General features: G+C 63.4%; 25 protein-coding genes and 1 tRNA gene. 10 read left to right on the top strand and 16 right to left on the bottom strand.

Features of this window, described 5'->3' with window-relative positions; all coding sequences use genetic code 11:
* Positions 1 to 22 precede the first annotated feature (22 nt).
* The gene (gene bglX, locus IAE33_RS14865) at positions 23 to 2,314 is read right to left on the bottom strand and encodes a beta-glucosidase BglX (RefSeq protein WP_201164054.1); all 2,292 of its coding nucleotides are present in this window, start codon (positions 2,312 to 2,314) and stop codon (positions 23 to 25) included.
* Positions 2,315 to 2,500: 186 nt separating this feature from the next.
* Here bglX and IAE33_RS14870 point away from each other — a divergent pair, with 186 nt between their 5' ends.
* From IAE33_RS14870 to IAE33_RS14880, 4 genes are all read left to right on the top strand, one after another.
* Positions 2,501 to 3,118, top strand: coding sequence for a TPM domain-containing protein (locus IAE33_RS14870; RefSeq protein WP_201164055.1), 618 nt, complete (start codon positions 2,501 to 2,503; stop codon positions 3,116 to 3,118).
* Between the two features lie 66 nt (positions 3,119 to 3,184).
* Positions 3,185 to 4,390, top strand: a complete 1,206-nt coding sequence (locus tag IAE33_RS14875) for a class I SAM-dependent methyltransferase (RefSeq protein ID WP_201164056.1) — start codon at positions 3,185 to 3,187, stop codon at positions 4,388 to 4,390.
* Positions 4,391 to 4,543: 153 nt separating this feature from the next.
* A complete protein-coding gene (locus IAE33_RS24615; RefSeq protein ID WP_236406577.1) occupies positions 4,544 to 4,819 on the top strand; it encodes a hypothetical protein in 276 nt (91 codons plus the stop codon).
* Between the two features lie 5 nt (positions 4,820 to 4,824).
* A complete protein-coding gene (locus IAE33_RS14880; RefSeq protein WP_201164057.1) occupies positions 4,825 to 5,331 on the top strand; it encodes a helix-turn-helix transcriptional regulator in 507 nt (168 codons plus the stop codon).
* Here the strand turns inward: IAE33_RS14880 and IAE33_RS14885 are convergent, their stop codons facing one another.
* From IAE33_RS14885 to IAE33_RS14915, 7 genes are all read right to left on the bottom strand, one after another.
* Positions 5,332 to 6,345, bottom strand: a complete 1,014-nt coding sequence (locus tag IAE33_RS14885; RefSeq protein WP_201164058.1) for a DUF4917 family protein — start codon at positions 6,343 to 6,345, stop codon at positions 5,332 to 5,334. It abuts the gene before it with no gap.
* Positions 6,346 to 6,397: 52 nt separating this feature from the next.
* A complete protein-coding gene (locus tag IAE33_RS14890) occupies positions 6,398 to 8,119 on the bottom strand; it encodes a SulP family inorganic anion transporter (protein WP_201164059.1) in 1,722 nt (573 codons plus the stop codon).
* A 162-nt stretch (positions 8,120 to 8,281) separates the two neighbouring features.
* Positions 8,282 to 8,355: transfer RNA gene (locus tag IAE33_RS14895), tRNA-Gly, on the bottom strand.
* Positions 8,356 to 8,465: 110 nt separating this feature from the next.
* On the bottom strand, positions 8,466 to 9,353 hold the full coding sequence (locus IAE33_RS14900) for an alpha/beta fold hydrolase (RefSeq protein ID WP_201164060.1): 888 nt from the start codon (positions 9,351 to 9,353) through the stop codon (positions 8,466 to 8,468).
* 331 nt (positions 9,354 to 9,684) lie between these two features.
* Positions 9,685 to 10,377 carry a pseudouridine synthase gene (locus tag IAE33_RS14905; protein ID WP_201164061.1) on the bottom strand — a complete coding sequence of 231 codons (693 nt, stop codon included), beginning with the start codon at positions 10,375 to 10,377 and terminating at the stop codon, positions 9,685 to 9,687.
* A 5-nt stretch (positions 10,378 to 10,382) separates the two neighbouring features.
* Positions 10,383 to 10,595 (bottom strand): cysteine-rich CWC family protein, encoded by a 213-nt coding sequence (locus IAE33_RS14910; protein WP_201164062.1) that lies wholly within the window; start codon positions 10,593 to 10,595, stop codon positions 10,383 to 10,385.
* On the bottom strand, positions 10,588 to 12,069 hold the full coding sequence (locus IAE33_RS14915) for a sensor domain-containing diguanylate cyclase (RefSeq protein WP_201164063.1): 1,482 nt from the start codon (positions 12,067 to 12,069) through the stop codon (positions 10,588 to 10,590). Before IAE33_RS14915 ends, IAE33_RS14910 begins: the two co-directional genes overlap by 8 nt.
* 213 nt (positions 12,070 to 12,282) lie before the next feature.
* Between IAE33_RS14915 and IAE33_RS14920 the strand changes: the two genes are divergently transcribed.
* Complete coding sequence (locus tag IAE33_RS14920; protein WP_201164064.1) at positions 12,283 to 12,696, top strand: hypothetical protein; 414 nt, start codon at positions 12,283 to 12,285, stop codon at positions 12,694 to 12,696.
* A gap of 24 nt (positions 12,697 to 12,720) precedes the next feature.
* On the opposite strand, the gene IAE33_RS14925 is transcribed toward IAE33_RS14920, so the two are convergent.
* Positions 12,721 to 13,827 carry an enoyl-CoA hydratase/isomerase family protein gene (locus IAE33_RS14925; RefSeq protein WP_201164065.1) on the bottom strand — a complete coding sequence of 369 codons (1,107 nt, stop codon included), beginning with the start codon at positions 13,825 to 13,827 and terminating at the stop codon, positions 12,721 to 12,723.
* A gap of 125 nt (positions 13,828 to 13,952) precedes the next feature.
* On the opposite strand from IAE33_RS14925, the gene ung reads away from it, so the two are divergent.
* Positions 13,953 to 14,645, top strand: a complete 693-nt coding sequence (gene ung, locus IAE33_RS14930; protein WP_060483070.1) for a uracil-DNA glycosylase — start codon at positions 13,953 to 13,955, stop codon at positions 14,643 to 14,645.
* 12 nt (positions 14,646 to 14,657) lie between these two features.
* Here the strand turns inward: ung and IAE33_RS14935 are convergent, their stop codons facing one another.
* From IAE33_RS14935 to IAE33_RS14955, 5 genes are all read right to left on the bottom strand, one after another.
* On the bottom strand, positions 14,658 to 15,689 hold the full coding sequence (locus tag IAE33_RS14935) for an AbrB family transcriptional regulator (RefSeq protein ID WP_201164066.1): 1,032 nt from the start codon (positions 15,687 to 15,689) through the stop codon (positions 14,658 to 14,660).
* Positions 15,682 to 17,196, bottom strand: a complete 1,515-nt coding sequence (locus IAE33_RS14940) for a tripartite tricarboxylate transporter permease (RefSeq protein ID WP_201164067.1) — start codon at positions 17,194 to 17,196, stop codon at positions 15,682 to 15,684. The genes IAE33_RS14935 and IAE33_RS14940 overlap by 8 nt, the downstream gene beginning before the upstream one ends.
* 3 nt (positions 17,197 to 17,199) lie before the next feature.
* Positions 17,200 to 17,658: a tripartite tricarboxylate transporter TctB family protein gene (locus tag IAE33_RS14945; RefSeq protein ID WP_201164068.1), complete on the bottom strand. Its 459-nt coding sequence runs from the start codon at positions 17,656 to 17,658 to the stop codon at positions 17,200 to 17,202.
* A 69-nt stretch (positions 17,659 to 17,727) separates the two neighbouring features.
* The gene (locus tag IAE33_RS14950) at positions 17,728 to 18,708 is read right to left on the bottom strand and encodes a Bug family tripartite tricarboxylate transporter substrate binding protein (protein WP_201164069.1); all 981 of its coding nucleotides are present in this window, start codon (positions 18,706 to 18,708) and stop codon (positions 17,728 to 17,730) included.
* A 32-nt stretch (positions 18,709 to 18,740) separates the two neighbouring features.
* The gene (locus IAE33_RS14955) at positions 18,741 to 20,030 is read right to left on the bottom strand and encodes an OprD family porin (RefSeq protein WP_201164070.1); all 1,290 of its coding nucleotides are present in this window, start codon (positions 20,028 to 20,030) and stop codon (positions 18,741 to 18,743) included.
* A 199-nt stretch (positions 20,031 to 20,229) separates the two neighbouring features.
* On the opposite strand from IAE33_RS14955, the gene IAE33_RS14960 reads away from it, so the two are divergent.
* Both IAE33_RS14960 and IAE33_RS14965 read left to right on the top strand, forming a co-directional pair.
* A complete protein-coding gene (locus IAE33_RS14960) occupies positions 20,230 to 20,901 on the top strand; it encodes a response regulator (protein ID WP_028635072.1) in 672 nt (223 codons plus the stop codon).
* Positions 20,894 to 22,273 carry a sensor histidine kinase gene (locus IAE33_RS14965; protein WP_201164071.1) on the top strand — a complete coding sequence of 460 codons (1,380 nt, stop codon included), beginning with the start codon at positions 20,894 to 20,896 and terminating at the stop codon, positions 22,271 to 22,273. Before IAE33_RS14960 ends, IAE33_RS14965 begins: the two co-directional genes overlap by 8 nt.
* A gap of 26 nt (positions 22,274 to 22,299) precedes the next feature.
* Here IAE33_RS14965 and IAE33_RS14970 read toward each other — a convergent pair whose 3' ends face one another.
* Both IAE33_RS14970 and ygfZ read right to left on the bottom strand, forming a co-directional pair.
* A complete protein-coding gene (locus IAE33_RS14970) occupies positions 22,300 to 23,106 on the bottom strand; it encodes an HDOD domain-containing protein (protein ID WP_201164072.1) in 807 nt (268 codons plus the stop codon).
* 55 nt (positions 23,107 to 23,161) lie between these two features.
* Complete coding sequence (ygfZ, locus tag IAE33_RS14975) at positions 23,162 to 24,103, bottom strand: CAF17-like 4Fe-4S cluster assembly/insertion protein YgfZ (RefSeq protein ID WP_201164073.1); 942 nt, start codon at positions 24,101 to 24,103, stop codon at positions 23,162 to 23,164.
* Positions 24,104 to 24,237: 134 nt separating this feature from the next.
* Between ygfZ and IAE33_RS14980 the strand changes: the two genes are divergently transcribed.
* The gene (locus IAE33_RS14980; protein WP_028635068.1) at positions 24,238 to 24,492 is read left to right on the top strand and encodes an FAD assembly factor SdhE; all 255 of its coding nucleotides are present in this window, start codon (positions 24,238 to 24,240) and stop codon (positions 24,490 to 24,492) included.
* The gene (locus IAE33_RS24620) at positions 24,476 to 24,934 is read left to right on the top strand and encodes a protein YgfX (RefSeq protein ID WP_328804876.1); all 459 of its coding nucleotides are present in this window, start codon (positions 24,476 to 24,478) and stop codon (positions 24,932 to 24,934) included. Before IAE33_RS14980 ends, IAE33_RS24620 begins: the two co-directional genes overlap by 17 nt.
* The last annotated feature ends 133 nt before the right edge of the window (positions 24,935 to 25,067 follow it).

Raw genomic sequence — 25,067 nt, forward strand, 5'->3', positions numbered from 1 at the left:
GCTATCGGGGCGGCCTACTCAGTCAAAGCAACTCGAAGCCCTGTTGCTGCACCGCCTCGGCGTCCAGCCCTACCTGCACGTTGAACTCACCCGGCTCGGCAACCCGCTGCAGTTGGCCATTATAGAACTTCAGGTCGTCTTCGCTGATGGCGAAGGTCAACTGCCGCGATTCGCCGGGCTGCAGCATCACCTTCTGGAAATGCTTCAGCTCTTTGACTGGCCGGCTCATCGACGCCGTTACATCCTGCAGGTACAGCTGCACCACGGTCTCGCCGGCAACCTTGCCGGTGTTTTTCACCGTCACCTTGGCCTGCAGGGTATCGCCGCGCTTGAACTGCTTGTGCGAAAGGTCAAGCCCCGACAGTTCGAACCGGGTGTAGCTCAAGCCGTAACCGAATGGGTAAAGCGGGCCATTGGGTTCCTCGAAGTACTGCGAGGTGTAGTTGCCCGGCTTGCCCGGCGTGAACGGCCGGCCGATACGGGTGTGGTTGTAGTACATGGGGATCTGCCCGACAGACCGCGGGAAGGTGATGGGGAGCCTGCCGGACGGGTTGTAGTCACCGAACAGCACATCGGCGATGGCGTTACCCCCTTCGGTGCCGGCAAACCAGGTTTCCAGAATGGCGTCAGCCTGCTCGCGCTCCCAGCCGATGGACAGCGGGCGGCCGTTCATCAGCACCAGTACCAGCGGTTTACCGGTGGCCTTCAGCGCCTTGATCAGTTCACGCTGGCTGGCCGGGATCTCGAGGGTGGTGCGGCTGGACGACTCGTGGGACATACCACGCGATTCGCCGACCACCGCCACCACCACGTCAGACTGCTCGGCCGCCTTGACCGCTTCATCGATCAGCACCGCAGGTGGCCGTGGGTCGTCGACGATTTCCGGGGCATCGAAGTTCAGGAAATTCAGGTAGTCGAGGATCGCCTTGTCACCGGTCACATTGGCGCCCTTGGCGTAGACCAGCTTGGCCTTGCCCTCCACGGCCCGGCGCAGGCCTTCGCGCACGGTGACCGAATGTTCAGGCCTGCCATCGGCAGCCCAGCTGCCCATCATGTCGATGGGGGCGTCGGCCAGTGGGCCGACCAAGGCGATGGTGCCGGCTTTTTTAAGCGGCAGCGCCTGGTTACGGTTTTCCAGCAGCACCAGGCTGCGCCGCGCCACGTCCCGTGCGGCCTCGCGGTGCAGGCGGTCGTTGCCGTAGTAGTCCTTGAGGTCGGTTTCAGCGTTGCCGATACGCACGTACGGGTCCTTGAACAGGCCCATGTCGTACTTGGCACCGAGCACTTCACGCACGGCCTGGTCCAGCTCGCCCTGGCTGACCTCGCCGGTTTTCAGCAAACCTGGCAGTTCCTGGCCGTACAGGGTGTCGTTCATGCTCATGTCGATACCGGCCTTGATCGCCAGCTTGGCGGCTTCACGGCCATCGCGGGCGACACCGTGGCGGATCAGCTCCTGGATGGCCCCATGGTCGCTGATGGTGACACCTTTGAAGCCCCACTCCTTGCGCAGCACATCGTTCATCAGCCAGGTGTTGGAGGTGGCCGGCACGCCGTTGATCGAGTTCAGCGCCACCATGACGCCGCCAGCCCCGGCATCCAGCGCGGCGCGGTAGGGCGGCAGGTAGTCGTTGTACATTTTGGGCAAGCTCATATCGACTGTGTTGTAGTCGCGCCCGCCTTCCACGGCGCCGTACAGGGCGAAGTGCTTGACGATGGCCATGATGCTGTCGGGGTTGGCCGGGCTGCTGCCCTGGAATGCGCGCACCATCACCTGGCCGATTTTCGAGGTCAGGTAGGTGTCTTCGCCGAAGCCTTCGCTGGTGCGGCCCCAGCGCGGGTCACGGGCGATGTCGACCATCGGCGCGAAGGTCATGTCCAGCGCATCGGCCGCCGCTTCGATGGCGGCCGTGCGGCCAACCTTGGCGACGGCGTCCATGTCCCAGGTGGCAGCCATACCCAGGCCGATAGGGAAGATGGTGCGCTCGCCGTGGATGGTGTCATAGGCGAAGAACATCGGGATCTTCAGCCGGCTGCGCATGGCCGCGTCCTGCATCGGGCGGTTTTCCGGGGCCGTGCGCGAGTTGAAGGTGCCACCGATGCGGCCTGCGGCGATTTCTTCGCGGATCTTCTCGCGGGGCATTTCCGGGCTGATGCTGATCAGGCGCAGCTGGCCGATCTTCTCGGCCTCGGTCATCTGGCTGACCAGGTGATCGATGAACGCCCGTTTGTCTTCAAGGGGCGGCGCGGGTGTGGCGGCAAGTGCCGCCTGGCTGGCAAGGCCGATGGCCAGGCCCAGCAAAGACAGTTTCATCAATGAATTCCGTTGAGGGCCTGTGCCGTATCCAGCGTGATACGTGCGCGGCCGAAGTTTTCGGGCGGCTATTGTTGTACGATTTGCAGGCATCTCTTCCAGCGGCGGATTATGCCTGAATATGTCGCCCGCGGACGAAGCCCCGCAAGCCGGGACAACAACTATAAGAACGCTCAAGAGAACGACGGCATGACCCCTCTCGACCTGTACCATCAGCGCCAGATCGCCGAAGCCATTGCCCGTGCCGAGCAGCGCACCGACGCCGAGCTGGTCACGGTGCTGGCCCGGCGCGCCGATGACTATGCCTACCTGCCGCTGTTCTGGGCAGCGCTGTTGGCGCTGGCGGTGCCTGGCATGCTGCATTGGCTGCTGGGCTGGCCCAGCGTGCGCGGCCTGATCGTCGCCAACGCCCTGCTGTTCATCGTGTTGTGCCTGCTGCTGCGCAGCCCGCACGTTGCCAGCCGGCTGACGCCGCGGGTATTGCGGCGCTGGCGTGCTTCGCGGCTGGCCCGTCAGCAATTTCGCGTGCTCAACCTGCAACGCACGGTAGGCGCCACCGGCGTGCTGATCTTCGTCAGCGAGGCGGAGCAACATGCCGAGATCCTGGCCGACCATGGCGTCGCGTGCTTTCTCGACGGTGCAGCCCGCGGGGCCCTCGTCGCCCGCCTGGCCGAGCAGGTACGCGGTGGCCAGACCCTGCAGGGTTTTGTCGAATGCATCGATGCGTGTGCAGAACTGCTGGGCCAGCATGTGCCGCCTACCCATGCCCGCAACCAGTTGCCCAACCGGCTGGTGATCCTCGACTAGCGCGCCAGCGGGCGAAGGCGACAAGGTGTAGAATGCGCTCCCCGCTATTCGAGGCACCGTTTTCCCATGTCTGCCAGTCCCTCCACGCCGGATGCGCGCGTCCAGTTTCTCGACCTGCTCGGCACTGCCCTGCAGGGCAACACGCTGGTAAAGCTGGTGCTGGCGCGCCCTGTGGGTGCCGACCCGACCTTGCAACGCATCATTGCCAAGCCGCTGTCGGTGAAGGGCCAGCCGTGCCTGTCGCTGGTCTATCGCCACCAGACCCGCGACATCACCCGCAACCTCCCCTCAGAGCAGGCGCTGGCGTTGGTGGCCGAGCTGCTGCCGGGCAGTTTTCGCAATGCGCACCTGTTCGATGCCGAGGGGGAGGCGCAGCTTGCCTTCAGCAAGAAAGGCAAGCCCATGCTGCAGCGTCACGGCGCGCAGGCTCCGCGAGAAGCGGTGGTGGATAACGGCCATGACCGGGAGAAGAAGCGTTACCTGACGCTGTCCCGGCCGTTCCTGCGCGACCTGGGGGTTACCGACGCCCATGGCGCGCTCATCCCGTCGATGTCGCGCAAGTGGAAGCAGATCAACAAGTTCATCGAGGTGTTCGACCACGCCCTGGCCAGCGCCCCGGTACCGGCCGGGCAGACCTTGCGGGTGGCAGACTTTGGTTCTGGCAAGGGCTACCTGACCTTTGCCATGCACGATTACCTGCGCAATACCCTGGCCCGTGAGGCAAAGGTGACCGGGGTGGAACTGCGCCAGGACATGGTCGAGCTGTGCAACGCCGCTGCTGGCCGCCTGGAACACCCGGGGCTGGAGTTCCAGTGTGGCGATGTGCGCAGCGTGGTGCCCGAAGCCATCGAGGTGATGATCGCCCTGCATGCCTGCGATATCGCTACGGACTATGCCATCCACACCGGCATCCGTTGCAACGCCGCGATCATCATGTGCTCCCCGTGCTGCCACAAGCAGGTGCGCCCGCAGCTGCAAAGCCCGGGGCTGCTGCAACCCATGCTGCAATACGGCCTGCACCTGGGCCAGCAGGCCGAGATGCTCACCGACAGCCTGCGCGCGCTGTACCTGGAGGCCTGTGGTTACGAGACCAAGGTATTCGAGTTCATCTCGCTGGAGCACACCAACAAGAACAAGATGATTCTTGCGGTGAAACGGCGGCAGCCCGTGGGCAACGGTGCGCTGTTGGAGAAGATTGCCCAGCTCAAGGCATTCTACGGCGTGCAGGAGCATTGCCTGGAGACGTTACTGCGGGCGGACAAGCTGCTCTAACACCCATGCTTGTACGAAAGATGTAGATGGCAGATAGGAATAATCCGAATTTTCCTTATCGACCCACCCACGGCTATTCCTACGCTAGTGTTGCATGTCCATGGAGGTTGTCAGTTGACAACCCTTGCGCACATGCCACACTGGAGGACGCTGATGTCACGGCCCATTCATTCCAATAAGGAAGTCGAGGCTGCGCTGCGATACGCACAGTCGAGGGGCTGGAAAATCAGGGTTGGGGGTGGGCATTGTTGGGGGAAAATCTATTGCCCTTGGAATAACTCCGATTGCAGGTGCGGTGAGTTCTGTATCACCAGCATCTGGAGCACGCCCAAAAACCCCGGTAATTTTGCCCGTCAGATTAAACGTACAGTCGATAACTGTTCAGGCCGCTGCGCAGTCAATAACACTGTGGACTCGGAGATAGAGTGATGAGTATGGAGTATGAATTCACACTCAAGTACCAATTGAGTAAGCCATACGATGCTGACGCTCTTCTTGAGCGCCTTGCTGAAAACGGGTGCGACGATGCTTTGATCGGTGTGGGCCAGCCGGGGCGACTGGCATTGGCTTTCATTCGCGAATCGGGCTCTGCCGATGAAGCCCTGCAAAGCGCGTTACAGGATGTCTATCGTGCAATACCGTCTGCTAGCCTGATCGAAGCGACCCCGGACTTGGTCGGGCTTACTGACGTCGCTGACCTGATAGGCGTTTCTCGTCAGAACATGCGGAAATTGATGCTGGCCCATTACAGTGATTTTCCTGCGCCCGTGCACGAGGGCCGGACCTCACTCTGGCACCTTGCGGATATTCTGGTCTGGCTCAGAAAGCGAGAGACCTATGCCATAGGACAAGGGGTTTTCGAGTTGGCGCATACGGCGATGGCGGTCAATATCTCAAGCGCCTACGACCGCCTTTTCGGTGCAGCCCATTCGGCCCGCTGATCACGAATTGAAACCCCGGGGCACATCAATCGCCAGCGCCGCCTGCCCCAATGGATGCGTAGCGGCATCAAAGAAGTAAACCGGTGTGTGTGCCAAGCCCTCCAGGCGGCTCATGAAGTGCCGCTTCTGGTTGATCACCGAAGCCTCCCCCAATGGCCGTATGGCGATGGCCAGGTGCTTGGGCCTGGCCTGGCGGATGGCGTCCAGCAGGTGCTGGTCGCTGCTGTCCAGGTGTTGCCCGAACAGGCAGACCCCATCCCGTTCCCCAGCCAGTTGCCCCAGGCACCAGCTGAGGTAGTCCGAGTTGCGGATGGCCCGCAGTTTTTCGTCGCTGCGGTCTTCGTTGACGAACAGGGGCACCTCACCAGGGGTATTCACGGCGAAGCCTTGGAGCAGCTCTGCGCTACTGGCACTGCGCTGCCGGGTGGTGCCTTCGGGCAGCTTGAGCAAGTGCATGCCGCCGTGCAGGTGCAATACCCGGGTGCCTTCGCAGGCTGTGCGGCGTACATCGAAGAAGCCTTGTTCGTCGAACAGTTCGGCAAAGCCCTGCGGCGCGTGCTGCAGGGCCCATGGCAACAGCAGGTCGTAGTTGCTGGTGTACACGCTGCGATAGCTGCGCAGGGCCTGGTTCAGGGTTGCCAATGTGGCAGCGGGCACCAGCGGCCATGGCAGGTGCACGGTACGTACGGCGTGGATCAGCGCTTCCTTGATCGAATAGTAACGGTTCAGCGGCGCTGTGGAATTGATGGCCAGTGCGGCGTTGGTGCGCACGGTGGCATTGAGCGCGCTGAGCACGGGTTCGAACAACTCCGTGCCCAGTGACTTGAACAGTGCCTGGTCGCTGATCGTCAGGCCTTTCTTGCGGCCGGCGCGCTGGGCTTGCTCGTAGAGCGAGAAATAGCTGAATGGCTTCCACAGCGCACGGCTGGCGCCGTTGCCCACCAGCAAGGCAGTGCAAGGGTGCTGGGTGGCAAGGTCTGGCCAGGGGAGGAGGGTGGCGTCGAGTGCGGGCATGCTGGGGTCCGTTGGGTGAAGCGGGAACGGCAGGACTTTAACATGCCACGCCCTAGCCGAGCGGCTGGGTACCTGCCGCTGGTGCTTCCTCGTGGCGGGTTCTGTTGCGCCATACCCGGTAGGCGCGGATGCCCGCCCGCACTGAACCGAACAGCAGCCGGTCTTCCATTTCCCTGGCCAGGCCCGAGCGCACCAGCATGCGCAGGAACGTGCCACGGGCCCGGGCGATGGCAAACAGGATGCCTTGTGCGGCGAGGGTATCGCGGGCTTCGCGCAGCGCTGCGATGCCGCTCACATCAATGTTGGTGACCGCTTCGGCATCGAACAGCACAGCCTTGGGCTGCGGTTGGCTGTGAACCGCCTCCAGCAGGCGCGTCTTGAAGTAGTCAGCATTGAAAAACAGAATCGCGTCATCAAAGCGGTACACCACCAGCCCGGGCACCGTGCGCGCTTGCTTGTGTTTGCGAATGTCCACCTGGCCTTCTGTGCCTGGCAGCCACCCGAGCACGGCATCGGTGGGTTGGTAGATGGTGTAGAGCAGGCGCAAGATGGCCAGGGTCACGGCGAACACGATGCCGGGCAACACGCCCAGGCCCAGCACGCCGGCTGTGGTCAGCAGGCACAGCCAGAATTCGAAGCGGCTCAGCTTGCGGATATGCTTCAGCGACTTGATATCGATCAGCCCCCAGCCGGCCATCAGCAGCACGGCGCCTAGCGCGGCTTGGGGGATCCACGCCATGGGCGCGGTGAAGAACAGCAGGATCGCGGCAATGACCAGGGCAGCCACAACCCCTACCAACTGGCTTTTGCCACCCACCATGTCGTTGACCGCGGTGCGCGAGTCGGCGCCACTGATGGCAAAGCCTTGCGAAACACCGGCTGCCAGGTTGCTGACGCCCAATGCCACGAACTCGTGGTTGGCATTGATGGCATACCCATGCCGGGCAGCAAAGCTGCGGGCGGTGAGCATGGCACTGCAGAAACTCACGGTGGCGATACCCAGGGCATCACGCAGCAGGCTTTTCATCTCGGCCAGATTGCTGTGCGGCCAGGCCAGTTGTGGGATGCCTGCAGGCACCGCGCCCAGAATGGCAACGCCGAAGCGGTCCAGCCCGAACAGCCCCACCAGCAGCATGAACAGCGCCACCACTGTGAGTGCGGCGGGCAGGCGAGGGTAGCGGCGCGGCAGCCAGATCAGCAACCCCAGTGCGGCCAGCCCGATGATCAGCGTCAGCCAGTGGATTTCGCCTAGCCGCTGCAGGAAGTTGATCAGGCTCAGGATGAAGCCGTCACCCTCGATGCTGAACCCCACGACCTTGGACAGCTGCCCGGCGATCAGGCTCAGGCCGATACCATTGAGGTAACCGATCAGGATGGGCCGTGAAAAGAAGCTGGCAATAAAGCCCGCCCGTGCCAGCCCAGCGGCGATCAGCATCACCCCGACCAGCAAGGTGATGATGACCGACAGCTCAGCCAGCCGTTGCGGGTTGCCCATGGCCAACGGCGCCACTGCGCCAGCGATCATCGCGCAGGTAGCCGCATCCGGGCCCACCATCAACTGCCGCGAGCTGCCAATCAGCGCATACACCATCATGGGCAGTACGCAGGCATACAAGCCGTACTGCGGCGGCAGGCCGACGATCTGCGCATAGGCAATGGCAATGGGAATCTGGATGGCCGCCACCGAGAGCCCGGCTTGCAGGTCAGCGTGAAACCATTCGCGGCGGTAATGCAGCAGGTTGGCGAGGCCAGGCAGCCAACGGGAAAGCGCCATGGGGAGTCCTTTCAGGGTGTGTCACAGACCAGTTGCGCATTGAAGCGGATTGGCAGGCAAATGGCCATGGGCCACATCAACGAAAGGCAGACACGAAAAAAGGAGCCGAGGCTCCTTTTGACAGCGATGACGTTGCTGGAACGTCATGCAGGACACGCTATTTGGAGCGGGTAGAGGGAATCGAACCCTCAACTAAAGCTTGGGAAGCTTTCGTTTTGCCACTAAACTATACCCGCGTCTGAGCTGCACTTTTTACCAGAACCCGGGGTAAATTAGAAGCCCACGTTATAAAAAATCTAGCATCACCCTGCAACCTCCACGGTTGTGGCTACAGGGTGTGTACCCGTCACACGGCCAATGCATGCTGCCCTTGAGCTGCTGCCTGATAACGCGGGCGCTTTTCTCGCACGTCTGGTTTCAGGAAGCCCAGCAGCACGGCGCGGGTATCCTCGCAGGCGGCCTTGTGCTCCATGTCCAGAAAGTGGCCGGCGTCGCGGATCGCGCTGAACTGGCACGTGCCGACATGCCTGGCAAACTGCCGTGCATCCGCCACGGTGGTGTACTCATCGCGCTCACCGTTGACGAACAGCACCGGTATGTCGATGTTGCGCGCGCGGCTCAGGGCCCGCTCCAGGTCGTGGTGGAGCACTTCGTTGATATGGAAGTGCATCTGCGCGTATTCATGGCTGTCCAGGCTGCTGACGTGCCGGTAGTTGAAGCGTTTGAACAGCGACGGCAGGTGCTTGCCAATGGTGTCGTTGACCAGGTTGCCCACCTGGTAGCGGTCGCAGGCGGCGAGGTACTGGCTGCCGCGGCTGAGGTAGTCGCGCATCGGTTCGTTGATCACCGGTGAGAACGAACTGACGACGGCCTTTTTCACCCGACGCGGCTGATGCGCCAGCGCCAGCAGGGTGCTGGCGCCACCCCATGAAAACGACATCACATGGTCGGCCTGGAAGTGGTCGATCAGTTCCAGAAGAATATGGGCTTCGGTTTCCTTGCTGATCAGCCTTTCCTGGCGGTTGTGCGGCTTGGATTTGCCGGCGTAGGGCTGGTCGAACAGCACCACGTTGAACTGCGGGTGCAGGTTGCGTACGGTCTGGGCAAACGAGGCCGTGGTGGCAAGCGAGCCGTTGATCAGGATGATCGTCTTCTCGGCCGCGTCCGCGCGATAGAACTCCGTGTAAACCCGATACTGACCTTGAATATCAAGTACAGCGATTTCTGGCCTCATGTCATCGACTCCTGGCGCAAAAAGGGTATTCGCGTCACCTAAAGTGCACGTTTTTTATGACAGGTAGGCATCTGCCTGAAGAGAAACCGGGCCCCGTGTCGATCCTTTGGCACGTGTGTCGACGGTGTTGTTATGGCGGGCAATCTGTTGTGCCCCAAGGCATCGAGACCCTGGGTGGCCAGCAGAGAGGTGTCGGCCGTGCAGATATGACTATCCAGTCACATGCAGACTGACGCAGTGGATTCAAGCAGTGCCGCCGGGTTCGCGCAAGTGCCGTTCGGGGGAAAGCAGCGCCCTGCGTCGGGCGGTTGCTTGCCGTTGGTCAGCCAAATCAGACCGCAGCGATTTCCTCGGCCGTCAATGCGCGAAAAGCGCCAGGTGCCAGCGCCGGGTCCAGCGCAATGGCACCCATGCGCTCACGGTGCAGCTTCACCACCTTGTTGTTGTAGAAGCCGAACATGCGCTTGACCTGGTGATAACGCCCCTCAACGATGGCCAGCCGCGCCTGGCGCGGCCCCAGAATGTGCAGCTGGGCGGGTTGGGTGACGAGCCCTTCGAAGGCGAAATGAAAACCCTCGAGAAACTTGGCGACGTAGTGCTGGCCGATCTCGTCTTCGGTGTCGACCAGGTAGTGCTTGGGCAACTTGGTGGCCGGCTGGGTAAGCCGGCGCGACCATTGCCCATCGTTGGTGAGGAGCATCAGGCCGGTGGTGTTGAAGTCCAGCCGCCCGGCAATGTGCAGGCCGTGCCGCGCCTCGGCGGGCAGCAGGTCGAGCACAGTGGGGTGCTGCGGGTCGTGGGTGGCACTGACGCAACCGGCCGGCTTGTGCAGCATCAGGTAGCGCGCGGGGTAGCCGGCCTGGAGCACCGCGTCATCCAGCGCCACATGGCTGAATTCGCGCACCTGTGCCAAGGGGTCGCTGACCACCTGCCCATCCACGCGCACGCGCTGCTGGGCCAGCAGCATGCGTACTTGCTGGCGGTTGTAGTTGGGCAGGTTGGCAAGAAAACGGTCAAGGCGCATGGCTGTCAGTTGACCGAGGCAGGTGGCAGCTGCGCCTCGACGGCTGCGCAGCGTGGGCACAGGCAGGCTTTGCCGCGCAGCTCGGCGGGCAGCGCCTGGATGACGGCGGGGTCGATGTGGGCGCTGTAACACCAGCAGGCCTGGGTGGCGCTGCGCGGGTCGGCCAGGCTGCACTGGTTGAGGGCGCCGCAAGCCGGGCAATGTTGGTTGTCATTCATTGTGCAGTTCACTGCAGACGCGGTTGCGGCCAGCCTGTTTGGCACGGTACAGGGCGCTGTCGGCGCGGGTCAGCAAGGTGTGCAAGGTGTCGTCTTGCTGCAGGTTGCTGACGCCGATGCTGGTGGTCAGGCGCAGGGGCTGGTCCTCGTAGCTGAATGTAAGTTGCTCGGCGCGCCTGCGGATTTTTTCGGCGACCTCAATGGCCTGCCGGCCTTCGGCTTCACGGAGCAGGACGATGAATTCCTCACCGCCCCAGCGGCACAGTATATCCGACTGGCGCAGGCTGCCCTGCAGCACATTGGCAAACTGGCGCAGCACTTCGTCGCCCGCCAGGTGGCCGTAGGTGTCATTCAGGGCCTTGAAGTGGTCAAGGTCGATCAGTAGCGCCACCAGCGGGCTGCTGTCGCGCTGGGCTTCGCGCAGTGCCTGGGCGGCCAGCAGGTCGAAACTGCGGCGGTTGGGCAGGCCCGTGAGGCTGTCGAGGGTGGCCAGGGCCTCGATGCTGGCGTGGTGGCGGCGCACCATGGCATGCACCAGTGCAACGACCACCAGGGTGATCATGGCGCAGATGGCCAGGTTCAGGTAAAGCGAATGGCGGACGCTGTCCAGCGCGCCGGCCTCGCGTTTGTCCACCAGCAGGTACCAGTCCAGCTCCGGCAGGCGCCGCACGTTGAGGAAATGGCTGTGGCCATCGGCGTCACGGTAGTCGTGGCTTCCTTCGCTCGGCACCGGTTGGCCTGCCCGTGCGTCATCAAGGTCGGTGTTATCGCTGAGCGACTGGCCCACCCGCACCCCGCGCGGGCCGCCTTCAGACCCCGTGAGCAACACCTTGCCCTTGGCATCGACGAACATCACCGCACGCTGATAACGACGCTGATACTGGTCGATCAGCGTTACCACCGAAGACACGCTGAGCCCGACGCCGGCCGCACCGATGAACCGCTGCTGGTAATCATGCACCTGGTAATTGATGAACACGGTCAGGCTGTCCTGGTTAGCCATGTCCAGGTCGACGTTGATCTCATAGGGCGCCTTGAGACCACGCAGGCGAAAGTACCAGGCATCACGCCAGGCCTGCGGTTGCACGTGCTTGAGCACACCCTTGGCCTGGTAATAGGTCAGGGTGCGGTCCGAGACGAAGAATGAGGTGAAGGTGTCCTGCTTGCCCATCACTTCGCCCAGGTAGCGCGTGATACGGTCTGTGTCTTGTTCACCAGACAGCACCCAGTCACGCAGGAAAGTGTCCTGGGCCATCATCGAGGCGATGAGCACCGGGCGGATCAGGTCTTTCTGGATTTCCGAGTACACCGTGTCGGAGGTGAGCGGTAGCTCGGTGTTGATGATGCCGTCACGGATGGCGCTGCGCGATGAAAAGTAGCTGAGCAGCGAGGTGGCGATAAAACCGCAGGCCAGCAGTATCAACAGGGCCGCAATCAGCGAACGCTGCGATAACAGGGCGGAACGTGAGGGCATGATCTTCCCATGATGTGTGCCAAGCCGGCTATTCTAGTGGCCTGGGCGACAAATGGCCGCATGTTTTTCAGGGTCTGCCCACGTGTATCAATTTATTGCAGGCAGCGCACTGCACGCCCTTGGCGCTGTCTTAATCGTTGCCAGCCCACGCATGCCGGGTTGGCGCTCGCCAGCGTCGCTGCCCGAGCATCCCTGCGGTCCAGGAGGCCGCCTATGTCCTATCGAATTCTGTTGCTTGCCCTCATTGGGCTCACGGTGAGTGCCTGCGTCCCTTACTCGGGGCGCTCTGCCTACTACCGCACGGACTATTACGTCACTGACCGCTATGTGTCTCCTGGTTACGCGCCGGGCTATTACCGCTATGACCGTTACTATGTGGCGCCCCAGCCCCGTTACTACTATCAGCCTGGGCCACGCTACTACGCGCCGCCCGTACCGATTTACCGGCCTGTGCCACCTGGAGTGGACCGCTGGCACGGCAACCCGCGCTACGACTATGGCAACCGCCAGCGCTATGACTACGGTCGCGACCGCGACCGGCATGACTACCGCGACCGCGGCCCGCGTTACCAGCCTGACCGCTGGCATTCGAACGGTTGGGGGGACCCGCGCAGTCGCAGGCCCTGATCGCGGCGGCTAAAAGCACAGGGGCTACCCCAGGTCTGCCAGTGGGTGGCGCCCCTCCCAGGCCTTGGCAAAGTGAGCCTGCACCACCGCTTGAGGCACCTGGGCCACATCCGGCCAGTGCCAGCGTGGCTGGTTGTCCTTGTCCAGCAAGCGGGCACGCACGCCTTCGCCGAACTCAGGATGGCGACAGCAATTCAGGCTCATGGCGTATTCCATCTGGAATACCTGCGCCAGTGACAAGTGGCGGGCGCGATGGATCTGTTCCCACACCAGGCGCGCCGTGAGTGGGCACCCCCCCTGCATGCGCTCGGCGGCCGACGCCAGCAGCGGGTCGTCGTGCTGGCGCAACGCACTCAAGGCATGCCAGGCGGCGCTGGCGTCCGTGACATCCAGCACGCGGTCGATCAGCTGCCGGCGTGGTAGCCACTGCGCTGGCGGCAATTGGCTGCAGGCGCGGTGCTCCTCGGCCTTGAGCAGGCTGTTGAGTTGCAGTGCGGTTTGCTCCTGCCAGTTCAGCTGCAGCAGTTCGTCGACCAACCCAGCCTGCTGCTGCTCGCCAAGGAAACGGTCAGCCAGCCCCAGGTCGAGGGCATCCCGTGCGTTCAGCGGGGTGCCGGTGAGCCCCAGGAACAACCCGAGCCGGCCGGGCAAACGGGCGAGAAACCAGCTGGCGCCCACATCCGGGTACAGGCCGATGCTGATCTCTGGCATGGCCAGGCGGCTGCTGGGGGTGACGATACGCACATTGGCCCCTTGCAGAAGCCCCATCCCGCCACCCAGCACGTGGCCATGGCCCCAACACAGCAGGGGCTTTGGGTAGGTGTGCAGGGTAAAGTCCAGGCGGTACTCGGCTGCGAAAAAGGTTGCCGCCAGGTGGGGGACGCTGCCTGGCTGATTGCTGCAGGCCTGGGCCAGGGCCCGAACGTCGCCGCCTGCGCAAAACGCCTTGGCGCCATTACCGCGAAGCAATACGCAGGCCACCCCAGGGTCCTGGGCCCAGGCATGCAACTGCTCGCCGAGCACTTCGATCATGGGCAGGGTCAGGGCATTGAGCGCCATGGGGGCATCGAGGGTGGCGATAGCGATGCGCGCGCCGTCGACACCGGTGTGTACTTCGCAACGAATGGTCATGGCTCACCTCGTCAGGTTACCGCACAAGTATGGCCCGGCTGACCGATCATGCCGGTTGGCGGTCGGATGGTTTGACAAGCACTCATCGCGCACCTAGTGTCGCGCCATTGATTACGGATGGCCCCATGACTGACGACGATCGCATCAAACTCGAACCCAGCTGGAAAGCTGCACTGCGTGCCGAGTTCGACCAGCCCTACATGCACCAGCTGCGAGCGTTTCTGCGCAGCGAGTACGCAGCCGGCAAGCAGATCTTCCCGCCTGGCCCGTTGATCTTCAACGCGCTCAATTCCACGCCCCTGGACAAGGTCAAGGTGGTGATCCTCGGCCAGGACCCATACCACGGCCCGGGGCAGGCCCACGGTCTGTGCTTCTCGGTGCAGCCGGGTGTGGCGACGCCGCCGTCGCTGGTGAACATCTACAAGGAGCTGCACCGCGACCTGAACATCCCTATCCCCAGCCATGGGTATCTGCAAAGCTGGGCAGACCAAGGCGTGCTGCTGCTCAACACCACCATGACCGTGGAGCGGGCCAATGCTGCGTCGCATGCCAAGAAGGGGTGGGAGTTCTTTACCGACCGCATCATCGAACTGGTCAGCGAGCGCTGCCAGCATGTGGTGTTCCTGCTGTGGGGCTCCCATGCGCAGAGCAAGCAGAAGCTGATCGACGGTACCAAGCACCTGGTGCTCAAATCGGTGCACCCCTCGCCACTGTCGGCCTACCGTGGGTTCCTGGGTTGTGGGCACTTCAGCCGCACCAACAGCTTTCTCGAGCAGCGCGGGCTGGCCCCTGTCGACTGGGCCTTGCCACCGCTTTAGGGAAACCGCCGGCTACGCCGGCGCCTTTATCCAGTAACGGAACAACGGCTCGGCCAGAAACAGCACGAACAGCAGTCGCATCACCTGCAGCGCCGTGACCAGCGGCACCGACAGCTGCAGGGTTTCTGCCGTGAGGCTCATCTCGGCAATGCCGCCCGGCATCATGCCCAGCGTCAGCGAGCGCAGGTCTAGCGCGGTAATCAGGCTCAGCACCCAGGCGGCGCTGCCAGCAATGAACATGCACAGGGCGGTGGCCACCAGGGTGCGGGCGAGAAACGCCGGTGCACGGCGGAAAAACGCACGGTTGAAGTGGCAGGCCAGGCCGCTGCCGATCAGCCATTGGCCGATTTGGCTACCGCCGTTGGGCAAGGCAATCTGCAGGTTGGCTGCCAGGCAAACGCTGGCCGCGACCAGCAGCGGCCCGAACAGCCACGGGTTAGGCTGGCGCAGGCGCTGCCACAGCCAGGCAACGGCCACCCCCATGGGTACGATCAGCGCCAGCCAGCCCCAGCTCACGCTGGCGCTGTGGTTCAGTGCCACCCCGTCACCCAGCAGCCACTTGAACAGTGCCGGTACGCACAGCACCACCGCCAGTACCCGCAGGCTCTGCGCCGCAGCCACCTGGCTGAGTACCGCACCATTGCGCGCACCCAGGTTGACCATTTCCCCCGACCCGCCCGGCATGCTGGCAAAGAACGCCGTTGCGCGGTCTTCGCCAGAGCGCCTCAGCAGCCATACGCCGATGACACTGGACAAGGTGGTGAGCAAGGCGCCGAAGAAGATCAATACGAAGTGGCTGGCCACCTGTTCGATGATGGCGGGGGTGAAATGCAGGCCGATACCGATGCCGATGATGCATTGGCCGCAGCGCCGGCCATTGGGTATTTCCGGCAGTTGCCAGGGGGTGAGGCAGCGCACGGCGATGATCGCCAGCAACGAGCCCACCATCCACGGCAAAGGCCAGCCGACCTTGCTGGCGATGAAACCGCCCGCAAGGCCGACCAGCCCGGTTGCCCAGTACAGCGGCAAACGGCTGTCAGGCATCGGCCATCGCCCGACGTTGCTGGCTGCGTTTGCGCCAGATGCGCAACAGCGGCAGTGCCAGCATCATCGCAACCAGCGCCCAGACGCCCATGCTGATCGGGCTGGACCAGAGGATGCCCAGTTCACCGTTGGAGATCGACAGCGCCCGGCGCAGGTTCTGCTCCATGAGGCCGCCGAGGATGAAGCCCAGCAGGATTGGCGACAGCGGGAAGTCCAGCTTGCGCAGGATGTAGCCCATGATGCCGATACCGACCATCAGGAACAGGTCGAACGTAGTGGCATGCACGGCGTACACGCCGATGGCGGTGATGATGGCGATCACCGGTACCAGCGCCCAGTTCGGGACGGCCAGGATGCGGGTGAAGATGCGGATCATCGGGATGTTCAGGATCACCAGCATGATGTTGGCAATGAAGAGCGATGCGATCAGGCCCCAGACGATGTCCGGCTGCTGTTCGAACAGCAATGGGCCTGGGGTGATGTTGTACAGGGTCAGTGCACCGATCATCACCGCAGTGGTGCCTGAGCCAGGTACGCCCAGGGTCAGCATCGGCACCAGCGCGCCGCAGCAGGAGGCGCCGATGGCCGTTTCCGGGGCCGCCAGGCCACGGGCATCACCCTTGCCGAAGTTGCCGCTGGTGCCGGCGATGCGCTTCTCGGTCATGTAGGCCACGGCACTGGCCAGGGTGGCCCCTGCGCCTGGCAGCACGCCCATGATGAAGCCCAGCAGGCCACAGCGAATGTTCACCACGAACACCGAGGCTGCTTCCTTGAAGTTGAACAGCATGCGCCCGGTGGCCTTGATCGCCTGGTGGCCATGGTGGGTCTTTTCCAGCAGCAGCAGAATTTCGCTGACCGAGAACAGGCCTAGCACAAGCACCACGAACTGGATGCCATCGGCCAGGTGCACACTGTCACCGGTGAAGCGGTACACGCCGCTGTTGGCGTCGATACCCACTGCCGAAAGGAACAGGCCGATGAGTGCCGCGATGAAGGTTTTCAGCGGTTTGTCGCCTGCCATGCCGCCCAGGGCGACAATGGCGAACACCATCAGTACGAAGTATTCCGCAGGGCCGAAGGCAATCGCCCACTTCGCCAGCAGTGGTGCGAACAGCACCATGCCGCAGGTGGCAATGAAGGCACCGATGAACGAGCTCCAGGCCGACAGCGACAGCGCAACGCCGGCCAGGCCCTGGCGGGCCATGGGGTAGCCATCGAGGGTGGTCATCACGGTCGATGCTTCACCAGGGATGTTCAGCAGAATCGAGCTGATGCGGCCGCCGTACTCGCAGCCCAGGTACACCGCCGCCAGCAGAATCAGGGCCGACTCCGGTGGCAGCCCCAGTGCGAAGGCAATGGGGATGAGCAGCGCCACGCCATTGATCGGGCCCAGGCCCGGCAGCAGGCCGACCACGGTGCCGATCAGCGTGCCGGACAGGGCGGTAACCAGGTTGTAGGGGGACAGGGCGACGCCGAAGCCCTGGCCCAGGTAGCTCAAGGTATCCATGTGTCAGTTCTCCAGTACGCTCAGCAGGCCAAGGGGCAGGGGCACGTCCATGACGCGGTCGAACAGCCAGTAGAGGAACACGCTCATGCCGACCACCACGACAACACTGTGCAGCCAGCGGCCGCCATACAGCCGGGCCATGGGTACGCCGGCCAGGATGGCGCTGAGAATGAAACCCAGCGATTCGAAGGTGGCCGCGAAGACCAGCAGCAGGCCGATACAGGCTGCGATCTTGGTCAGGGTTTCGCGGTCCAGTTCCGGTTCGTCATCCTTGCGCACGATGGGTGTGGGACGGATGGCCAGGTACAGCAGGCCCAGGCCCATCAGGCCGAGCATCAGCAACGGGTAGGCGCGCGGGCCTACCGGCTCATAGGAAAACGCCGCCTGGTAGGGCCAGGCCATTACGGCCAGGGCGGCGCAAACCGCCAGCAGCACCAGGGCGAAGATGCGTTGAAGGATCATGACAGAGTCCTCATGTGTGAGAGCGGCGGGTCGCCGCCCCCACAGGGGGCGGTGAAGGGGCGTGATGGCTTACTGGATCAGGCCGAATTCCCGGGCCAGCGACTTGTATTCGGTCACCTGTTTCTTCACATACCCGTCCAGCTCTTCGCCCGTCATGGCGAAGGGGAACAGCTCACGCTGGTCCCGCAGCTTGGCGAAGTCTTCCGAGGCCAGCATCTTGTCGAACGATGCCTTCCACCAGGCGTAGTCCTCGTCGCTCACCTTTGGCCCCAGGTAGAAGCCGCGCACCACTGGCCAGACGATGTCGTAGCCCTGTTCCTTGGCAGTGGGGATGTCCTTCATTTCCGGTTCGTCCAGGCGCTTTTCCGAGAACACGGCGAGGATGCGCATGTTGCCGCTCTGGATGTGCGGCATGGAGTCGGAGATATCGGTCGAGCCGACCTGAATGTGGCCACCCAGCAGCGCCGTGGCAATCTCGCCACCGCCCTCCAGGGCCACATAGCGCAGGTCACGCGGGTTGATACCGGCGGCCTTGGCGATCAGCGCCGTCTGCATCCAGTCCTGGCTGCCGACCGTGCCCCCCGAGCCGATCACCACTTTGCTCGGGTCTTTTTTCAGTGCGGCGACCAAGTCATCCAGGGTCTTGTAGGGCGAGTCGTTCTTCACCGCGATGGCGCCGTAGCTGGTGCCCACGGCCGCCAGCCATTTCACCGCGTTCTCGTCGAAGCGGCCGAACTTGCCCTGGGCCAGGTTCAGCAGTGAGCCACTGGACCAGGCCACCAGGGTGCCCGCATCGGCCGGGCGCTGGGCGACCACGGCGTTGTAGGCTACCGCGCCGACACCGCCCGGCATGTAGGTGACGCGCATGGGCTTGCTGAGGATCTTTTCCTGCACCAGGGCGCTTTGCACCAGCTTGCAGGTCAGGTCGAAACCGCCGCCTGGCGAGGCAGGGGCGATGCATTCAGGGCGTTTGGGTTCGGCGGCCAGGGCGTTGCCTGCCAGCAGCAGGCAGCCGGTTGCAAGGACGATGCGGCGCAGTGAGAAGGTCATGGTGTATCTCCGTAGGCATTGTTGTTATCGGGTTACCACAGGGCCACGCTGTAGCTCACCAGCAGGCGCACTTCGTCAGCGTCGCGGGCAAAGTTGGAGCGGAAGGTGGCATTTCGCAGGCGTACTGCGACGTTCTTCAACGGGCCGCTCTGCACCACGTACTTCAGCTCGGTGTTGCGCTCCCATTCCTTGCCTTCGCCCCCGCTGGCGCGGCTGACATTGTCGCCGTTGATGTAGCGGGTCATGAAGGTCAGGCCGGGTACACCGAGCGCTGCGAAGTTGTAGTCGTAACGGGCCTGCCAGGAACGCTCGTCGGCATTGGCGAAGTCGTTGATCTGGACGAAGTTGACCAGGTAAGGGTCGGCGCCATCCACGTAGGGGAATGCGCTGTCACCCGACAACTGCTGCCAGCCGGCACTCACCTTGTGCCCGCCCAGCGCGTAGCTGAACAGGCTGCTGAAGGTGGTGTTGTCGATAGTGCCGGCCTTGGCAGCGCCAGCGTCATCGCTGAGCGCCAGGCGCAGGTCCACGCCGACGGTGCCGGGGCCCCATGGCTGGGTGGCGAGCATGCCGATGAAGTGCTGGCGGTAGATATCGTCGAGCTGGGCGAAGTGGTAGCTGCCGGTGATACGGTCGGTGAACTGGTAGTCCAGGCCCGCCAGGGTCAGGTTGTCTGCGCTGAACGTGCCACCGAAGCGGCCATTCTTGTTGTTCAGTGCCAGGTCTTCCCAGTTGGTATCGTTGCGGTCCTTGGCTTTGTCCAGGCGGCCACCGGTGAAGGTCAGGCCCTTGATCTCGCGGGAGGTCAGCAGGCCACCTTCGAAGGTTTGCGGCAGGATGCGGCCGTCGTTGGGGCGCAGGGTGGGCAATTCGGGGATCAGCGTGCCGATCTTGAGCTCGGTCTGGGAGATCTTCGCCTTGGCGGTCAGGCCCAGCTTGGAGTACTCATCGGCAGCCCTGCCATCATCGTGGGTGGGCAGCAAGCCGCTGCCGGTGCGGTCGGGGCTGGAATCGAGCTTGATGCCGAGCATGCCCAGTGCATCCACGCCGAAGCCTACGGTGCCGTCGGTATAGCCGGATTCGAAATTGAGGATGAAACCCTGGGCCCATTCATCACGCTTGGACTGCTGCGCGCTGGTGCCATCGCGAAAATCGCGATTGAAATACATGTTGCGGGTTTCGAAGGTGGCCGTGCTGTCTTCGATGAAGGCGGCCTGGCTTATAGGGGCGACCCCGGCGAGCGCAAGTGCGCTGGCGATGGCGTTGGGCCGTGTGGCAAAGGAACGGGTAGGCGCAAATGCCTGCGGCTGCGATGACAGCATCGTGTTTGGCTCCGTTTATTGTTCTTATTTGTTGCACCTTGCTGGTGCTTTTTTCGGCGCTTGGCGCGACCGTGGTGCGATGCTAGGTAACGAACCTTTCGCTAACCTTTCAGTGTGAAAGGTTTGTCAGCAAGGGCTTCACAGGCAGCCCGACAGCGGTACACTCCGCGCCACCGCCCCACCCGAGAGGCATGAACCGATGCGTGTGTTGCTGGTTGAAGACCATCTGCAGTTGGCCGACAGTGTGGCCCAGGCCTTGAAAAGCCTTGGCCTGACCGTGGATGTATTGCATGACGGGGTGGCTGCCGACCTGGCGCTGGCCAGCGAGGACTATGCCGTCGCCATACTGGACGTAGGCCTCCCGCGCCTGGACGGCTTCGAGGTGCTGGCCCGCCTGCGTGGGCGTGGCAAGACCTTGCCGGTGTTGATGCTGACCGCCCGCAGCGACGTCAAGGATCGCGTCCACGGCCTTAACCTGGGGGCCGATGACTACCTGGCCAAGCCCTTTGAACTGACCGAGCTGGAGGCGCGGGTAAAGGCGCTGCTGCGGCGCAGCGTGCTGGGTGGTGAGCGCCAGCAGCGCTGCGGCCCCCTGGTGTATGACCTGGACACCCGCCGCTTCAGCCTGGGTGACGACACCCTGGCGTTGACGTCGCGCGAGCAGAGCGTGCTGCAAGCACTGATCGCAAGGCCCGGGCGGGTGATGAGCAAGGAACAGCTGGCCGCCCAGGTATTCGGCCTGGACGAAGAAGCCAGCCCGGATGCCATCGAAATCTACATCCACCGGCTGCGCAAGAAGCTCGATGGCCACCCGGTGGCGATCGTTACCTTCCGCGGCCTGGGTTATCTGCTCGAGCATCGCGATGCGTGACAATGTCAGCCTGCGGGGGCGTTTGCTGGGCAACCTGGCCCTGTTGCTGGTGGTGCTGATGCTGGCCAGCGGTTTGAGCGCCTACTGGAACGGCCGCGAAGCCGCCGACACCGCCTACGACCGCACCTTGTTGGCCTCGGCGCGGACCATTGCCGCAGGCTTGTCCCAGCGCGACGGCTCGCTGAGCGCGGATGTGCCATATGTGGCACTGGACACCTTCGCCTACGACAGCGCTGGCCGTATCTACTACCAGGTGCTGGACATCAAGCAGCGGCTGATCTCCGGCTACGAAAAGCTGCCGCCTCCGCCGCCGGGCACGCCGCGCACCGACGACTACCCGGCGTTGGCGCGGTTCTACGACGCCACCTACCTGGGCCAGAACGTGCGCGTGGTCAGCCTGCTGAAGGCGGTGAGCGAGCCCAACATGAACGGTATGGCAGAGATTCGCGTGGCCGAAACCGACGAAGCGCGGGTGAGCATGGCCCGCGGCCTGATGGCTGATACGTTGCTGCGCCTGGGCATGCTGGCGCTGGGTGCGCTGGTGATGGTCTGGTTCGCTGTCAGCGCGGCCCTGCGGCCGCTGGAGCGCTTGCGCACGGCGGTCGAGGAGCGTCAGCCAGACGACCTGCGCCCGCTGCCGGTGGTGCAGGTGCAGCGTGAGTTGGGCCCGCTGGTAGGGGCCTTGAACCACTTTACCGAACGCCTGCGACGCCAGTTCGAACGCCAGGCACAGTTCATCGCCGACGCCGCCCACGAGTTGCGCACGCCGTTGGCCGCCTTGAAAGCCCGGGTGGAACTGGGGCTGCGCTCCAGCGACCCGCAGGTATGGCGCCAAACCCTGGAAACCGCCGCACAGGGTACCGACCGCCTGACCCACCTGGCCAACCAGCTGCTGTCGATGGCCCGGGTGGAAAACGGCGCGCGGGCAATCGCCGAGGGCGGCGCCCAGCGCCTGGACCTCAGCCAGCTGGCGCGCGAACTGGGTATGGCCATGGCGCCACTGGCGCATAACCGTGGTGTAGCCCTGGCGCTTGAAGCCCAGGCACCGGTGTGGCTGAAAGGCGAGCCCACGCTGCTCAACGAGCTGCTCAGCAACCTGGTGGACAACGCCCTGGCGCACACGCCAGCAGGGGGGAACGTCATTTTGCGGGTCATTAGCCCGGCGGTACTGGAGGTGGAGGACGATGGGCCGGGCATCCCCGAGGACGAGCGCGAGCGGGTGTTCGAGCGATTCTACCGTCGCGGTGTTCAGGGCAGCGGGCTTGGTTTGGCAATCGTCGGCGAAATCTGCCGCGCACACCTGGCGCAGATCAGCCTGCACGATGGCGTCAACGGCGGGCTGCGGGTGCGCGTGAGCTTCATCGCCGACTAGCCTCACCTGCCCATAGGGGCCTGGCCTCAGCGCAACAGGCTACGGGCTTCGGTCAGTTCGTCGGCCTGCAACTCGATCCCCACGGGTAACCCCAGGTGGCGGTAGGCGGGCAGGGCAGCCAGCGGCCGTTGGCGCCCGCGCTGGCTGATGCAGCGGGCAATCTGCACCACGTCGATGTAATCGAGGGCAGGGGTCTGCCGGTCCAGGTCCTGGATCTGGCCGGGCAGCCTGACCAGTTGCTCGGGGAACTCCCAGGCCTTGAGGATCTTGTCGCCCAGCACGGGCTGGATCTGTTCGATGACATAGTGCAGGCACACCGGGTCGGAGAGCAGCTCGTTGTGCTCTTCGGCGTAGATCAGCACCGGCAGCGCGCCAATCTGATGAACCAGGCCGCCCAAGGCTGCCTGGTCGGGTTTGAGGCGGCTGTAGCGCCGTGCAATTTCGTAGCTGATACCTGCTACTTCCAGGCTGTTCGCCCAGATATCCCGCAGTTTCTGCTCGACCGCCGGGGCGCGTGCGTGGAAGATCTGCTCGATCACAAGGCCAATGGCCAGGTTGCAGCTGTAGTTGATGCCCAGGCGGGTGATTGCGGTATGCAGGTCGGTCACTTCCACCGCTGCGCGCAGCAGGGGGCTGTTGACCACCTTGATCAGGCGTGCTGACAGGGCGGCATCGCGCCCGATCACCTTGCTCAGCGCCGCCACGCTGATTTCATTGTCTTCCGCTGCCTCGCGGATGCTCAAGGCAACCTCGGGCAGGGTCGGCAGCACCAGGTCATCCTTTTCGATGGCATCCAGCAACTGTGCCTGGACCATCTCGGCCAGCTTGTTCATTGGCATATCTACCGCAGTAGTGGAGCAGCCCCGCGGGGATGGCGGGGCGGGCTGATCAGCGCTGGATTTCCCGGTCGCGGTCCAGTTCGTAGGGCAGGGGCAGCACATGCAGGCGCGGGCCTTCCAGGTTGCCCAGGTGCAGGTTGCCGTCCTCGACTGCCTCGGCCCCGATCACTGCCAGCAGTTCGCAGCCAGCGCCGGTGCTGGCTGCCAGTACCACCTCACCCACCGATGAACCGTGGGTAGGGGAGAAGATCTGGTCGCCAGGCGAAACTTCCACCTGCTGTTCAAGTGCCACACGGTACTGACGGCGCTTGAGCTTGCCCAGGTACTGCATGCGGGCGACGATTTCCTGGCCGGTGTAGCAGCCTTTCTTGAAGCTGACGCCGTCCACGGCCTGCAGGTTGATCATTTGTGGAATGAACAGCTCGCGGGTAGGGCCCATCACCTGGCCGATGCCGGCGCGGATCTGCCCAAGCAACCAATCGTTGAGGTTGCCTTCCGGCAGCGCAGCGGCGAGGGCGGTGTGAACCTCGGTGGCGACGCTCGCAGGCGTCCACAGCTCGACCCTGCCAGTGGAAACGGCAATGGCGATGAGGCCTTCGTGGCGCACGGTACTGCCCGCGGTGCCCGGCACTTCCAGGCCCAGCGACTGCAGTGCTGCCTCGCCATTTGCCAGGCCGAAACGGGCCCACTCGGCGCTTTCGTCGGCCAGCGTGGCTTTGGAGAACACCGCATATTTCTTCAGGTCAGCCAGCTGTGCGTCCAGCAGCTCACTGGCCATGGCCAGCAGGTAGCCGTTGCCCTCGGGCAGGATGCGGAAGCTGGACTGCATGCGGCCTTTGACCATGCAGCGGGCACCAAGGCTGGCGTATTCCGGGTTGAGGTAATTGATATTGCAGGTCAGCTGGCCTTGCAGGAACTTGCCTGCATCGGAGCCGCGGACGGCGAGGATGCCCTCGTGGGACAGTGGGCAGAAGAAAGCGGAATCGGCCATGGGTCATCGCGGTGGCTAAAGACTGTCGGCCATCATAGAACGCTGGTAACAAAATAGGTAGGTGACTTAGACCAACGCCCGCTGTCGCTTCGATGACCTGGCTGTATACTGGCGGGCCATTCGAGGAGGGCCCCATGGTCGAACAAACTGAACTCAACCGGCTTTTCTGGCACAGCCGCCGGGGCATGCTGGAACTGGACGTACTGCTGGTGCCATTCACCCAGGAAGTCTACCCCACCCTCAATGAAACCGATCGCGAACTGTACGTGCGTCTTCTGAGCTGCGAGGACCAGGACATGTTCGGCTGGTTCATGGAGCGCACCGAGTCCGACGACCCGGAGCTGCAGCGCATGGTCCGCATCATCCTGGACCGTGTCCAGCCCAAGTGAGTGCTTCGAGTGCCGGTGGCAGGGCTCGCGCCTGCTGCTGGCGGCCTACCTGACCTGCCAGTTGCTGGCATGGCTTGCCGCCTTGCTTGGCCCGCTGCCGTGGTGGGCGGGGCTGGGCGTCATTTGTGCGTGTGTTACCCATGGGGCCTGGGTGGTTCCGCGGCGCATTCTGTTGAGTCATGGGGATGCGGTTGTAGGGCTGCGTCGTGACGGGCGTGGCTGGTGGGTGTTCAGCCGCGCGCAGGGGTGGCGGGCGGTGCGGTTGTGCCGTGACAGTGTGGCGTTGCCGGCGCTGGTGGTCTTGAGGTTTGTGCCGGTGGGGGGCTGGGTGGGGCGCAGTCAGTGCATCCCTTGCGATGCGCTTGAGGGGGATGAGCATCGGCGGTTGCGGGTTAGGCTTAAGTTTAGTCGGCGGCGGTGGGGGGATTCTGGGCAGGGTTAGTTTGAAGTTTTGCTGGTTTGTGTGGGTGTTGAGAATGGGCATGGTCCATTTGCGATGGAGACGCTTAATCACCTTTTCGCCTTTACGGCGAGTCACTTTTTGTCAAACGCGACAAAAAGTAACCAAAAAACGC

The sequence above is a fragment of the Pseudomonas sp. S60 genome (assembly GCF_016647865.1).
In the GTDB taxonomy this organism is placed as follows: domain Bacteria; phylum Pseudomonadota; class Gammaproteobacteria; order Pseudomonadales; family Pseudomonadaceae; genus Aquipseudomonas; species Aquipseudomonas parafulva.